At 61.0% G+C, this 13015-nt stretch carries 12 protein-coding genes; 8 read left to right on the top strand and 4 right to left on the bottom strand.

What is annotated here, in order from left to right:
• The first annotated feature begins 62 nt into the window (after positions 1 to 62).
• Genes LNV09_RS09420 through LNV09_RS09410 form a run of 3 tightly spaced genes read left to right on the top strand, consistent with a single transcriptional unit; the run spans position 63 to position 3493 of the window.
• On the top strand, positions 63 to 962 hold the full coding sequence (locus LNV09_RS09420; RefSeq protein WP_263556843.1) for a UDP-2,3-diacylglucosamine diphosphatase: 900 nt from the start codon (positions 63 to 65) through the stop codon (positions 960 to 962).
• Positions 963 to 966: 4 nt separating this feature from the next.
• Entirely contained in the window at positions 967 to 3018 is a 2052-nt protein-coding gene (gene ppk1 / locus LNV09_RS09415) for a polyphosphate kinase 1 (RefSeq protein ID WP_263556842.1), read from the top strand.
• 13 nt (positions 3019 to 3031) lie between these two features.
• Positions 3032 to 3493, top strand: a complete 462-nt coding sequence (locus tag LNV09_RS09410) for a SixA phosphatase family protein (RefSeq protein ID WP_263556841.1) — start codon at positions 3032 to 3034, stop codon at positions 3491 to 3493.
• On the opposite strand, the gene ppx is transcribed toward LNV09_RS09410, so the two are convergent.
• Complete coding sequence (gene ppx / locus LNV09_RS09405) at positions 3490 to 5016, bottom strand: exopolyphosphatase (protein ID WP_263556840.1); 1527 nt, start codon at positions 5014 to 5016, stop codon at positions 3490 to 3492. The genes LNV09_RS09410 and ppx overlap by 4 nt on opposite strands.
• 237 nt (positions 5017 to 5253) lie before the next feature.
• Here ppx and LNV09_RS09400 point away from each other — a divergent pair, with 237 nt between their 5' ends.
• On the top strand, positions 5254 to 6033 hold the full coding sequence (locus LNV09_RS09400) for a ZIP family metal transporter (RefSeq protein WP_263556839.1): 780 nt from the start codon (positions 5254 to 5256) through the stop codon (positions 6031 to 6033).
• A 27-nt stretch (positions 6034 to 6060) separates the two neighbouring features.
• Here LNV09_RS09400 and LNV09_RS09395 read toward each other — a convergent pair whose 3' ends face one another.
• The 3 genes from LNV09_RS09395 to LNV09_RS09385 form a co-directional block, all read right to left on the bottom strand.
• On the bottom strand, positions 6061 to 6495 hold the full coding sequence (locus LNV09_RS09395; protein ID WP_263556838.1) for a universal stress protein: 435 nt from the start codon (positions 6493 to 6495) through the stop codon (positions 6061 to 6063).
• Between the two features lie 103 nt (positions 6496 to 6598).
• Positions 6599 to 7462, bottom strand: a complete 864-nt coding sequence (locus LNV09_RS09390) for a sulfurtransferase (RefSeq protein ID WP_263556837.1) — start codon at positions 7460 to 7462, stop codon at positions 6599 to 6601.
• Between the two features lie 95 nt (positions 7463 to 7557).
• Entirely contained in the window at positions 7558 to 8670 is a 1113-nt protein-coding gene (locus LNV09_RS09385; protein WP_263556836.1) for an aromatic ring-hydroxylating oxygenase subunit alpha, read from the bottom strand.
• 303 nt (positions 8671 to 8973) lie between these two features.
• Between LNV09_RS09385 and LNV09_RS09380 the strand changes: the two genes are divergently transcribed.
• The 4 genes from LNV09_RS09380 (at position 8974) to folE2 (ending at position 12972) form a co-directional block, all read left to right on the top strand.
• Complete coding sequence (locus LNV09_RS09380) at positions 8974 to 9243, top strand: exodeoxyribonuclease VII small subunit (RefSeq protein ID WP_263556835.1); 270 nt, start codon at positions 8974 to 8976, stop codon at positions 9241 to 9243.
• Positions 9244 to 9272: 29 nt separating this feature from the next.
• Positions 9273 to 10133 carry a polyprenyl synthetase family protein gene (locus tag LNV09_RS09375; RefSeq protein ID WP_263557175.1) on the top strand — a complete coding sequence of 287 codons (861 nt, stop codon included), beginning with the start codon at positions 9273 to 9275 and terminating at the stop codon, positions 10131 to 10133.
• A 14-nt stretch (positions 10134 to 10147) separates the two neighbouring features.
• Complete coding sequence (dxs, locus tag LNV09_RS09370) at positions 10148 to 12082, top strand: 1-deoxy-D-xylulose-5-phosphate synthase (protein ID WP_263556834.1); 1935 nt, start codon at positions 10148 to 10150, stop codon at positions 12080 to 12082.
• Positions 12083 to 12177: 95 nt separating this feature from the next.
• Positions 12178 to 12972 (top strand): GTP cyclohydrolase FolE2, encoded by a 795-nt coding sequence (gene folE2, locus LNV09_RS09365; protein ID WP_263556833.1) that lies wholly within the window; start codon positions 12178 to 12180, stop codon positions 12970 to 12972.
• The last annotated feature ends 43 nt before the right edge of the window (positions 12973 to 13015 follow it).

Genomic DNA, 13015 nt, shown 5'->3' with positions numbered 1-13015 from the left:
GTCATATAAGCTTCACCAAGTTGCCACGGCCGCGACACGCCGGCTCGTCAAGCTTGCCAGCCATGCAGCACGACTCCGCCCTGGCGCGCGCCGCCGCCGCCCTAGCCACTCCAGCGCTTGATGAAGCAGACGCAGCCGTCGGCGCCGATGAGCCGAGTCAGCGCTTTCGCACCGTCTGGATTTCCGATATTCATCTGGGCACGCCCGGCTGTCAGGCCGAGGCCTTGCTGGAGTTCTTGCGCGAGGTCGAATGTGAGCAGCTATTTCTGGTCGGCGACATCATTGACGGCTGGCAGTTGCGACGCAGTTGGTATTGGCCGCAAGCGCACAACGATGTGGTGCAAAAACTGTTGCGCAAGGCGCGCAAGGGTTGCCGGGTGATCTTCATTCCGGGCAACCACGACGAGTTTGCGCGCAAATATGTCAATCATGACTTTGGCGGCATTGAGGTCGTGCAAGATTGGATTCACGAGACGGCCGATGGCCGCACACTGTGGATCACACATGGTGATTTGTTCGACGGCGTCATTCAGTGTGCGAAATGGTTGGCGCATGTGGGTGACACGGCCTACGAGTTCACCCTGAAGCTGAACAGTTACCTGAACCGGCTGCGCGCCCGCATGGGTCTGCCTTACTGGAGCTTGTCCAAATACCTGAAACTGAAGGTCAAGCGGGCGGTCAGTTTTATCTCCGACTTTGAGATCGCGGTGGCGCGCGAGGCCCGCAAGCGCGGTGTGCACGGCGTCGTCTGCGGCCATATCCATCACGCCGAGCTGCGCGATATTGACGGCATCCTGTATGCCAATGATGGCGATTGGGTTGAGAGCCTGACCGCCTTGGTCGAGCATGCCGATGGACGCTTGGAGATTCTCGATTGGAGCGAGCGCCACCGGCGACCTGCGGCCAAATCAAACGCCACGCAGGCGCCTCCTGTAGCGGTGGCGCTGGCTCAATTAAAATAGGCTGATGACCCTAATCAACCAGCCGACCACCTTGCTCAGCCGTGAGCAAGCCATTCTTGAATTCAATCGGCGGGTGCTGGCGCAAGCGCAGCGGGCCGACGTGCCGCTGCTGGAGCGATTGCGCTATGTTTGCATCGTGTCCTCGAACCTCGATGAATTCTTCGAGGTGCGCTTTGCCGACATGCTGGACGCCGCGCGCGACCCGCAATCTTCGATCAATAGCCGCGACGTCGAGCGGGTTGGTCGCGCCGCCCATGCCTTGATCGACGAGCAATATGCGATCTTCAATGAGCAGCTGGCCCCCAAGATGCGGGCCGAGAAGATCGTCATCCTCAACCATGCCGACCGCAACGATGCACAGCGGCAATGGGTGGCCAAGTATTTTGAACGCGAGGTACGGCCGCTGTTGGTGCCCGTAGGCCTTGACCCTGCGCATCCGTTTCCGCAAGTGGCGAATAAATCGCTGCATTTCATCGCGCGCCTGTCGGGCAAGGATGCGTTCGGGCGCGACAACCGCATCGCCATCGTCAAGGTGCCGCGGGTGTTACCGCGCGTGATCAAGCTGCCTGCCATGCTCAGTGATGGTCAGCAGGCCTTTGCCTTGCTGACCAGTGTGATCCGGGCGCATCTGGAGGAGTTGTTCTCGGGCCGCAAGGTCGAGTCCTTCTCGCAGTTTCGCGTCACCCGCGACTCGGAGTTGGAGGTGGACGAGGAAGAAATTGCCAATCTGCGTCACGCGCTGCGCTCTGGCCTGACGACGCGCAACTTCGGGCGCGCTGTGCGCCTGGAGGTCACCAACAGCTGCCCGGCCGAACTGGCGGATTTTTTGCTTGAGCAGTTCGAGTTGCCGGCCGCGGCACTCTACCGTGTCAACGGCCCCGTCAATTTGGTGCGCTTGAATGAGCTGATCGACCAGACCGACGCGCCGCATTTGCGCTTTGTGCCGCATGAACCGGTCTGGCCGGAGTGGCGATTGCCGCGCCAGAAGTCGATTTTCGAGTGCATACGCAAGGGCGATGTGCTGCTGCACCACCCCTTCGAGAGTTTCGATCCAGTTGTGCAGTTTTTGCGCGAGGCGGTCGAGGACCCGGCGGTGATGGCCATCAAGCTCACGATTTACCGCACCGGCAGCAAGTCGGTCTTGATGGACCTGCTGATTGAGGCGGCAAGGCGCGGCAAGGAAGTGATGGCGGTGGTCGAGCTGAAGGCGCGCTTTGATGAGGAGGCCAATATCAACTGGGCCGAACGCCTGGAGGCCGTGGGCGCGCAGGTGGTGTACGGCATTGTCGGCTTCAAGACGCATGGCAAGCTGATGTTGATCACGCGTCGTGAGGGTAATCGTTTCAAACGTTATGCCCACTTGTCGACCGGCAACTACAACCCCAAGACGGCCTTGTTGTACACCGATTTGGGCTATTTGACCGCTGACGCTGATCTGACTGCGGATGCCGATTCGGTCTTTCGCCAACTCGCTTCGCTGGGCAAGATCAAGATGCCGCGCCGACTCTTGCTGGCACCTTTCAATTTGCACAGCAGCATGCTTGAGCATCTGGCACAGGTTGAGCAGGCGGCCAGGCAAGGTCTGCCGGCACGCATTGTCGTCAAAATCAACGCCTTGACCGACACCGAGTTGATCAACGGTCTCTTGCAAGCGGCGCAGGCCGGGGCCAAGATCGATTTGATTGTGCGCGGTGCCTGCATGTTGCCGCCCGGTCTGCCTGGCATCAGCGACAACATCGTGGTGCGTTCGGTGGTGGGGCGCTTTTTGGAACACACGCGGATCGCCTATTTCCGCTGGGGCAAGACGGACGCGGATGAGGCCTTGTACTTGTCCAGTGCCGACTGGATGAGTCGCAATATGTTCCGCCGCATCGAGATCGCCTGGCCGGTGCAGGATGCCAAGCTGCGCCAGCGCGTCATTGACGAAGCGCTGCAGCCGTATTTGTATGACACCTTGGATGCTTGGCAGCTCGGCCCGGATGGGCGATCCACAAGAGTCAGCGACGGCGGCATCAGTGCTCAGCAGGCCTTGATGCGGCGCTTTTTAGAGAATTGAGGGGGCTGGCGCAATGGACTTGATCTTGTGGCGTCATGCCGAGGCCGAATTGCTGCGCGAAGGCGGCACCGACCTGCAGCGTTGTCTGACGCCCAAGGGTGAGCGCCAGGCCAAGCGCATGGCAGCCTGGTTGAACCAGCGCATGACGGCCAGCACACGTGTGCTGGTCAGCCCGGCGCAGCGCACCGTCAGCACGGCCGAGGCCTTGGGGCGCGAATTCCGTATCGTGCCCAGCATCGCGCCGGATGCCAGCGTCGAAGATCTGCTGGCCGCCGCGCGCTGGCCGGATGCGACCGAACCGACGCTGTTGATCGGTCATCAGCCCACCTTGGGTTTGCTGGCTTCGCTGCTGCTGACCGGCCATGATCAAGCCTGGGCGGTCAAGAAAGGTGCGGTGTGGTGGCTGCGCTCGCGCTTGCGCGACGGGCAGTCCGAGGTGCTGCTGCAGGCGATGCAGGCGCCCGATTTTCTTTAAGCGATCGTCAGCTCCAACATGCCGCTGCGGCCCCAGGCCAGTGCTTCCTCTTGCAGCAAGAAGTTGGTTCTGGGGTGATCGGCGGCCCAGCCTTTGGCCAGCGTCAATTGCACCCGTCGGCCTTGCCGGCTCAGGCGCATGGCCAGTGGATTGACTTCGCTGCGGGCATGGCATTTGATCAAGGCCAGACGCAGGCTCAGCAACTGCCAGAGCAGGCCCTCATCTTCCAGTAAACCATCCAGTTTGCGCAGGCCGCCGCGCTGACCCAGGGCCAGGTCGCCCAGGCGCTTGAGCTGGTCTTGGGAGAAACCGGCCGCGTCCACATGGGCCAACAAATAAGCGCTATGGCGGTGGTGGTCGTGGTGAGAGACCATCATGCCGATCTCGTGCAGGGCGGCCGCCCAACTCAGTTCACGCTTGCGTTCGGCGTCCGCGCGCGGCAGCAACTGCTGGTGCAGAGCTTCGGCCACTGCTTGCACACGGCCGGCCTGTTCCAAATCGACCGAAAAGCGCCGCTGCAGGCCGGCCACCGAGGCGTCGCGCATGTCCAGCGCGGTGAGGCCCAGCGCGGCGGCACTTTCGGCCTCCAGTCGCTCGATCAGATCAAAGATAACGCCCTGGCGCAGCGCACCCTTGGCCGGCAGCAACTCATCGATGCCGAACTGCGTCAGCAAGGTGTAGAGAATGCACAGCCCGCCACCGACCACGGCGCGGCGGTCTTCCTTCAGGCCCGCCAGCTTGAGTTTGTCCATGCTGCCCGCAGCCAAGGCCTGCTCGATACACCAGCGCAGGCCGGCTTGGGTGATACGGCCATCGGTGACGCCGCTGGCGGCCAGAATTTGCGCCACCGCGCCGACCGTGCCCGAGGAGCCCAGCGCCTCCTGCCACAGGGCGGGCTTGAACAGCGTCAGGGCTTCTTCCAACTCGGCGCCGGCTGCGACCTGCGCCGCACGGAAGGCGTCTGCAGTGAATTTGCCCTCGGGGAAAAAGCGCAAGGACAGGCTGACGCTGCCGACCTGAAAAGATTCGGCCCGTTGCGGCTTGCGGCCCTTGCCCAGAATCATCTCGGTCGAGCGCCCGCCGATGTCGATCACCAAGCGCGGCAAGTTGGAGGGCTGCATGCGCGCCACCCCGGCAAAGATCAGCCGCGCTTCTTCGCGCCCCGAGATCACTTCAATCGGGAAGCCCAGGGTTTCCTTGGCACGCTCTAAAAAAGCGTTGCGGTTGCGTGCCTCGCGTAGCGTTTGTGTGGCTACGGCCCGCACGCGTACGGCCGGGAAGCCGTTCAGGCGCTTGGCAAAGCGAGCCAGGCAATCGAGGCCGCGCTGCATCGCGGCTTCGGTCAGCATGCCCTCTGCGTCGAGGCCTGCGCCTAAGCGTACGGTTTCCTTCAGGTATTCGAGGCGCTTGTACTGGCCGCGCGGCATGTGCGCGATCTCCAGTCGGAAGCTGTTGGAGCCCATGTCAATGGCGGCGAGTGGTGCGGCTAGATCGGAACTCAAGGCAATAGCGGGCAAATTCATGCGCGCGATTGTCGGTGGAAATGAAGTCAATTTCGGGACAAGTGACATGCTTTCATGCCGGCGCATGGGCGCTTGCGCCGGATAACAACAGCCTGCGCTTGATCGCAGCGTCGGCGAGGCGCTTGACACGGTTGATAAGATGCGGTTTCGGCCGGCGCGATGCGCGGCTGCCTGAACCGATCGAACCGCGCCGACTGGGCGCGGTTCTAGTTTGGGCCTGCAGTTCACTGGAAAAACATGACTCTTCTCTATATCGTGCTGGCGACCTTGGCCGGCGGGCTCTTGTCAGTATTGATCGCAGCCAGCCTGACCGTGAGCCTGTTGGGCCGCGTGGTCAAACATCTGGTCAGCTTGTCCACCGGCATCCTGCTGGGTACGGCGCTGTTGCAGGTCTTGCCCGAAGCTTTTGATGGGCGCGCCAGCCCGCAGTCCTTGTTCATGACCTTGCTGGGCGGCTTGATGTTCTTCTTCTTGCTGGAGAAGGCCGAGTTGTACCGCCATACCCATCACCATGAAGGCGACGGCCATCACCATCATCACCACTTTGACGTTGAGCAGGCGGGCAAGGGCGGCGTCAGCGTGTTGGTCGGCGACAGCATTCACAACTTCTGTGACGGCATCATCATCGCGGCGGCGTTCTTGACCGACCCCTATCTAGGTTTGGTGACCTCATTGGCCATCATTGCGCATGAGATTCCGCAAGAGGTGGGCGACTACATCGTGCTGCTGAATGCCGGCTTTTCGCGCTCGAAAGCCTTGTTGTTCAACGCGCTGTCGGGCCTGGCGGCGGTGATGGGCGGCGTGGTCGGCTACTTTCTGGTGGGCCCCTGGGAAAGCTTGTTCCCCTATTTGCTGGTGGCCGCCAGCAGCAGCTTTATCTATGTGGCGGTGGCGGATTTGATTCCGCAGTTGCAGCGTCGTCTGCCCTGGCGCGAGACTGCTGCGCAACTCGCCTGGCTGGGTGGCGGACTGGGCTTGGTCTTGCTGGTCGTGGCGGTTTCACACCACGGCCATTGAGTCTGCCTTAGCGACCGCCTGCGGAATTTAACGAACGACCAAGACCGGCGTCGTGCAGTGCGTCAGCACTTTTTGAGTCTCGCTGCCGAGCAGCAAGGCCTGCACACCGCGCCGGCCGTGCGAAGCCATAACGACCAAGTCACATTGGTTGCTGTTGGCGTGTTCGATGATCGCCTCCCACGCATGCAAGGCCTCAACGGTATGGCCTTCGCAGGCGACGCCGGCGGCTGCGGCTGCGTCCATGGCTTCTTTGACGCGCGCCGCTGCGATGCGCTCCTGCACATCAAAAAACTCTTGCGGTGGCGTCGGCTGCATCTCGGACACGGCGCTGTAAGGGAAGGGCTCTTTGACGCTCAAGGCATACAAAGTAGCGCCGTGAATCCGCGCCATGCCGACGGCGGTGTTGAGAGCCTTGGCGCTGATTTCAGAGCCGTCGGTGGGAACAAGAATTCGCTTGAACATGATGACAATCCTCCGTTGAAATAGTCTGCAGTGTGATGCCGCGAGGGCGCGGCTATCTTGCGCTATATCAAGGGTGGGCACCATCCCCCAAGGCCGTCAGCAGCTAGCCCTTGGCGATGGGGCGGCGCGGGTCGGCCGACCATTCGCTCCAGGAGCCGGGGTAGAGCATTGATCCGGTCAAGCCTGCATATTCCATCGCCAGTAGATTGTGGCAAGCGGTTACCCCAGAGCCGCATTGGTGGACGATGTCTGAGGGCGCCAGCGGTGCCAGCAAACTTGTGAATTCAACCCGCAACTCGTCTGCGCTCTTGAAGCAACCATTGGCTTGCAAATTGTTCTTGAACAGACGGTTGCTGGCACCGGGGATGTGGCCCGCTTGTTTATCCAGGGGTTCGACCTCGCCGCGAAAGCGCTCAGGCGCCCGCGCGTCGATCAACCTGACTTGACCCAGACGCATCTGCAACTGGTCGGCATTCAGACTGGGGGACAGGCATTCGCGAGCAGTAAAGTCGGTCGGCAACGCGGTCGGGGTGGCCATGCTCATGGGCAGGCCCGCTGCCAGCCACGCCTGCAGCCCGCCGTCCAGCACCGCCACTTGGTCATGGCCCAGCCAGCGCAGCATCCACCAAAGCCTGGCTGCATACATGCCGCCTTGGCCGTCGTAGGCGACCACTTGCTGGCCCGGGTGCAGGCCGAGTTCGGCGAGGCGACGCGCGAAGTCGACCCGCTCTGGGAGTGGGTGGCGGCCTCGAAACTGGCCCTGCTCATTCACTTTGGAGCCGCTGAGTTCACGGTCTAGGTGCAAGTAATGGGCGCCGGGCAAATGCGCCAGGGCATAAGCGGCCTGGCCGGCTTCGGTGTCGGTCAGGTCAAAGCTGACGTCAATCAAGAGCGGAGGCTGCCCGCCCAGGGTCAGGTCTTGCAGTTGAGACACCGAGATGAGTGTCCGGTAGTTTGTCTTGTTCATGATGCCTTGGCCTGAGTTGACTGAAAGCATTATGGCCATGCCATGAAAAACGCCCCGGCAGCGAGGCTGAGCGGGGCGCGTTGGGCTGAAAGCGTTCAAGCCTTGATGTTCATCTCTCGCCGGTACCACTCATGGAAGTGCTGCATGCCGTCTTCCATCGGACTTTGGTAGGGGCCGACCTCGTTGTCGCCGCGCTCCAGCAGGGCGCGCCGCCCGGCATCCATGCGCAACGCGATCTCGTCGTCCTCGACGCAGGTTTCCAAATAGGCGGCCTGATGGGCTTCGACAAAGTCGCGCTCGAAGGCAGCGATTTCTTCCGGGTAGTAGAACTCGACGATATTGGCGGTCTGCTGCGGCCCCTTGGGGAAGAGTGTAGACACCACCAAGACATGCGGATACCACTCGACCATGATGTGAGGGTAATAGGTCAACCAGATGGCACCCGCCCTGGGTGTCTCGCCGCCGCCGAACTTCAGCACTTGCTCGTGCCAGCGCTCGTAGACGGGTGAGCCCGGTTTGGCCAAGTCTTTGTGGATGCCGACTTTTTGCACCGAATGGTGGCGGCCCATTTCCCAAGTCAGGTCGTCGCAGGTGACAAATTGACCCAGACCAGGATGGAAGGGGCCGACGTGATAGTCCTCCAGATAGACCTCGATAAAGGTCTTCCAGTTGTAGTCGCATTGGTGCACATGGACCTTGTCCAGCACATAGCCGGAAAAGTCCAGTTCGGCCGCAGCGCTCAGATTGGCCAACTCGGCCGCGACATCGTGACCGTTGTCCTCGAACAGCAAGCCGTTCCATTCGCGCAGCTTGTAGCGGTTCAAATTCAGGCAAGGGTCTTGCTCGAAATGCGGTGCGCCGACCAATTCACCTTTGAGGTCATAAGTCCAGCGGTGTAGCGGGCAGACGATATGGCTGCGCGTATTGCCGCGACCGCGCAGCATCACGGCCTGGCGATGTCGGCAAACGTTAGAGATCAGTTCAAGCCCTGTGGGCGTACGAATCAAGGCCCTGCCTTCGCCTTCTTGCGGCAGCGCATAGAAGTCGCCGATCTCGGGGATGGCCAAAGCGTGACCGAGATAGCGTGGGCCGTACTGGAAGAGTTGCGCCTGTTCTTGTCGGAACAAGGTCTCATCAAAATATGAACTTACCGGTAACTGCGTCTTGCTGCGTTCAAGCGCTGAGAGGGAAATACTCAGGTCGGACATGATCCAGTCGGTTCTCCGAGAATCCAGTCGCCCTTTTCCTCGGACCTGGCAGGCTGAGTTTGGGGCTGACCCGCTTGCGAAGCGGCAGGATTCCTGTGCCGGCCTGGTGTCAATCAGCTGCCGGGTTCGCGAAACAATAAAAGCTGGATAGCCATCAAAAGTGGATCCAGAAAGGGCGCGATTGTACCCAGTGGACGAAAAGCCGTGTTGCGCGTTGTCAATATGCCCTTTTGGGTGAGCGTGGTGGCCTTGTGACAGTCGTCATGGTCTCACTGACTACAATCGCCGCTTTTGCAGAATGCAATGACCAGATCCAGCACAAGCGCCAAAGCCGCCTCGAAAGAGGCAGCAGGTACAGCACAAGCAGCCTCCATCAGCTACGAGCATGCGCTCGGTGAGTTGGAACGGCTCGTGGCCGTTATGGAAGCGGGCCAATTGCCGCTGGATCAGTTACTCGAGAGTTACCGACGTGGGGCAGAACTGCTGGGATTTTGCCGCTCGCGTCTTCAGGCCGTAGAACAACAAGTCAAGGTGCTGGAGGGTGAGGAATTGAAACAATGGGGAGAGTCCTGAGCGTGAATGCCTGTCAGTTTGAAGAATGGATGCAGCGCTCGCTCGCTGCCTGTGAGGCGGCGCTCGACGGCTTTGTGCCGATTGATGCACCAGTGGGGCTGGGCGTCGCGATGCGCTACGCGGTGCTTGATGGCGGCAAGCGGTTGCGGCCGCTGTTGGTGCTGGCCACTTGCGAGGCGGTTGACGGCGACCGCGAGGCCGCCATGCGCGCCGCCTGTGCGGTGGAGTTGATTCACGCCTATTCGCTGGTGCATGACGATATGCCGTGCATGGACGACGATGTGTTGCGCCGTGGTAAGCCGACCGTGCATGTGCAGTTCGGAGAGGCGCAGGCGATGTTGGCCGGTGACGCGATGCAGGCCCTGGCTTTTGATGTGTTGACGCCCGACACCGGCGTGGCGCCGGCCTTGCAGGCAAGGTTGTGCGCGCTATTGGCCCGTTCCGCCGGCCATGCTGGCATGGCCGGCGGCCAGGCGATCGATCTGGCCAGCGTGGGTTTGCAACTCGACGAGGTCACTTTGCGCGATATGCACAGACGCAAGACGGGTGTGCTGCTGCAAGCCAGCGTGATGATGGGTGCAGCCTGTGCTGCGACTTCGGCCCAGGCTACAGCGGCGCTGTCCGAGTACGGCGCGGCCCTGGGACTTGCGTTTCAGGTCGTTGACGATATTTTGGACGTCACCCAGGAGTCGCACGTGTTGGGCAAAACGGCAGGCAAGGACCAAGACGCCAATAAGCCGACCTATGTCAGCCTGATGGGCTTGGCGCCGGCGCGGGCCTTGGCGCAAGAATTGCGCTGCCAGGCGCAGCAAGCGTTGGCAGACAGCGGCTTGCCCAATACCGATTGGTTGAGTATGTTGGCCGATATGGTCGTTGAGCGCGATAACTGAAAGCTGGCCCAGCGATGAATTACCCCCTCTTGCGAACGATAGACAGCCCGGCTGACCTGCGCCGCTTGCCGCGCAGCGAATTGGTCAAACTGGCCGGTGAGTTGCGTGCCTATGTGCTGGACACCTTGTCTAACTCCAAGGTTGGTGGACATTTGGGCTCCAATTTGGGTACGGTCGAACTCACAGTAGCGTTGCACTACGTGTTCAATACACCGGAAGACCGTTTGGTTTGGGATGTGGGTCACCAGACCTATCCGCACAAGGTCTTGACCGGGCGGCGCGAACAACTGGCAACGATCCGGCATCTGGGCGGCATCAGCGGCTTCCCGCGCCGTGATGAAAGTCCTTTTGATACCTTCGGTACCGGCCATTCCAGCACCTCGATCTCCGCCGCGCATGGCATGGCCATGGCAGCCAAGATCAAGGGTGAAGACCGCCGAGCCGTGGCCATCATCGGCGACGGCTCGATGACCGCCGGTATGGCTTTCGAGGCACTTAACAATGCCGGCGTGCCGCATGGCGGCCTGCTGGGCAATATGCTGGTGATTCTGAACGACAACGATATGTCGATCAGCCCGCCAGTCGGAGCGTTGAACAAGTATTTAGCGCGTTTGATGAGCGGCAATTTTTACTCTTCAGCCCGCGAAGGTGCCAAGTCGGTATTGAAGAACACGCCGCTGTATGAGTTCGCCCGCCGTTTCGAAGAGCACACCAAGGGCATGGTTGTGCCTGGCACGATTTTCGAAGAGTTCGGTTTCAACTATGTCGGTCCGATCGACGGCCACGACCTGGATGCCTTGATCCCTACGCTGGAGAATCTGCGCGCCAAAAAAGGCCCGCAATTCCTGCATGTGGTGACCAAGAAGGGTCAGGGCTACAAGCTGGCCGAGGCTGACCCGGTCAAGTACCACGCCGCACCCGGCAAGTTTGATCCTGCGGTTGGTTTTGTCAAATCTGCAACACCGGCCAAAACGACCTTCACCCAAGTGTTTGGCGAGTGGCTGTGCGATATGGCCGAGCAGGACAAGCGCTTGGTCGGCATCACGCCGGCGATGCGCGAGGGCTCCGGCATGGTGGAGTTCCACAAGCGCTTCCCGACCCGCTATCACGATGTGGGCATCGCCGAGCAACATGCAGTGACCTTTGCTGCCGGCTTGGCCTGTGAGGGTTTGAAGCCGGTGGTGGCGATTTATTCGACCTTTTTGCAGCGCGCCTATGACCAGCTGATTCATGACGTGGCGCTGCAGAATCTGCCGGTGGTGTTTGCCTTGGACCGGGCCGGTTTGGTCGGTGCCGACGGTGCCACGCATGCCGGCAATTACGACATCGCCTTCACGCGCTGCATCCCGAATATGGCCGTGCTGACGCCGGCCGACGAGAACGAATGCCGCCAGGCGCTGTTCACCGCCTATCAACACAATGGCCCAGTGACGGTACGTTATCCGCGTGGCGCCGGGGCAGGTGTCGCGTTGGAGAAAGAAATGACGGCACAGGCCTGGGGGCGCGGCGAGATTAGGCGTGAGTCCAGCAAGGTGCAGGCGCGCCCCGGTCAAGACACGCCGCGTATTGCCATACTGGCCTTTGGCACCTTGCTCTATCCGGCTTTGCAAGCGGGCGAGCAACTTGATGCGACGGTGGCCAATATGCGCTTCGTCAAGCCGCTGGATCAGGCTCTGGTGGCCGAATTGGCGCGCACGCATGATGCGTTCGTGACGGTCGAGGACGGCTGCGTGATGGGCGGCGCGGGTTCGGCCGTGATGGAGGCGATGCAAGCGGCTGGCTTCAATTTGCCAGTGCTGCAACTCGGTTTGCCGGATGAATACATCGAGCATGGCGACGTTGCCAGTTTGATGAGTGCCTGCGGTTTGGATGCCGCAGGTATCGAGCAATCCATCTTGAAGCGCTTTGGTGCGCGGCCAAGTTTGGTGCGGCCGGCCGCGAATCAGTAGCCATCAATCAAGTCCTTGCGGCGGCAGGGCTTGGCATAAGCTGGCATGCTGGGCGCCTTGCCTTAATCAAGTATCCACGGTCCATTTTCTTCAGCATGAATCAAGTCACCAGCGCCCTGCACATCCCCGACACCCAAAGCGAGCGCGATGAGCGGCATCTGCTGATCCAGCGCGTGGGCGTCAAGGATGTGCGCTATCCGCTGCAGATTCAGGTCGGCAAGCAGGCGCAAACGACGGTTGGCCTGTGGACCTTGGATGTGGCGCTGCCAGCCGAGAAGAAGGGCACCCATATGTCCCGCTTCGTCGCCTGGCTGGACGCTTTGAACGCGCCGCTGACAGCGGAGTCCTTGCGCGAACTGCATGGCCAGATGCTGAGCAAGCTGGAGGCGCAGGACGGCCGCATCGAGGTACGTTTCTCCTTCTTCTTGCGCAAGCGTGCGCCGGTGTCCGGCATTGAGAGCATGTTGGACTACCAGGGCGCCTTGATCTCCGAGACGCGCGCCGGACTGACCTCGGTGTGGGCCGAAGTGGCGGTGCCGGTGAAGAGCTTGTGTCCTTGCTCGAAAGAGATCTCGGACTACGGCGCGCACAACCAGCGTTCCTTGGTGACGATCCGGGCGGAGCTGAGTGGTGTGGCCATCAGCTGGCTGGAACTGGTCAGATTCGCCGAAGAAAGTGCTTCTAGTGAACTCTGGCCGCTGCTCAAGCGCGCCGACGAGAAATGGGTCACCGAGCACGCTTATGAGAACCCCAAGTTCGTCGAGGACCTGGTGCGGGATGTGGCCTTGCGACTGAATGCTGACGCGCGGATCGGGCGTTATGCGGTGGATGTTGAGAATTTTGAATCCATACACAATCACAGCGCTTATGCGCGCATAGAGCGCGCATAAGCCCGCGCTTTGCGCGGCTTGGCGCTGAAGCGCCAAGGCTGTG

It is taken from the genome of Paucibacter sp. B2R-40, from assembly GCF_025717555.1.
Classification (GTDB): Bacteria; Pseudomonadota; Gammaproteobacteria; order Burkholderiales; family Burkholderiaceae_C; genus Paucibacter_A.
This window is presented reverse-complemented; position numbering and strand designations above follow the sequence as displayed.

Excerpts from the sequence above, each read along its gene's own strand:
- ppk1 (WP_263556842.1), top strand. The coding sequence starts at position 967 with ATGACCCTAATCAACCAGCCGACCACCTTGCTCAGCCGTGAGCAAGCC.
- LNV09_RS09395 (WP_263556838.1), bottom strand. The coding sequence starts at position 6,495 with ATGTTCAAGCGAATTCTTGTTCCCACCGACGGCTCTGAAATCAGCGCC.
- dxs (WP_263556834.1), top strand. The coding sequence starts at position 10,148 with ATGAATTACCCCCTCTTGCGAACGATAGACAGCCCGGCTGACCTGCGC.
- LNV09_RS09375 (WP_263557175.1), top strand. The coding sequence starts at position 9,273 with ATGCAGCGCTCGCTCGCTGCCTGTGAGGCGGCGCTCGACGGCTTTGTG.
- LNV09_RS09380 (WP_263556835.1), top strand. The coding sequence starts at position 8,974 with ATGACCAGATCCAGCACAAGCGCCAAAGCCGCCTCGAAAGAGGCAGCA.
- ppx (WP_263556840.1), bottom strand. The coding sequence starts at position 5,016 with ATGAATTTGCCCGCTATTGCCTTGAGTTCCGATCTAGCCGCACCACTC.
- LNV09_RS09390 (WP_263556837.1), bottom strand. The coding sequence starts at position 7,462 with ATGAACAAGACAAACTACCGGACACTCATCTCGGTGTCTCAACTGCAA.
- LNV09_RS09400 (WP_263556839.1), top strand. The coding sequence starts at position 5,254 with ATGACTCTTCTCTATATCGTGCTGGCGACCTTGGCCGGCGGGCTCTTG.
- LNV09_RS09385 (WP_263556836.1), bottom strand. The coding sequence starts at position 8,670 with ATGTCCGACCTGAGTATTTCCCTCTCAGCGCTTGAACGCAGCAAGACG.
- LNV09_RS09410 (WP_263556841.1), top strand. The coding sequence starts at position 3,032 with ATGGACTTGATCTTGTGGCGTCATGCCGAGGCCGAATTGCTGCGCGAA.
- LNV09_RS09420 (WP_263556843.1), top strand. The coding sequence starts at position 63 with ATGCAGCACGACTCCGCCCTGGCGCGCGCCGCCGCCGCCCTAGCCACT.
- folE2 (WP_263556833.1), top strand. The coding sequence starts at position 12,178 with ATGAATCAAGTCACCAGCGCCCTGCACATCCCCGACACCCAAAGCGAG.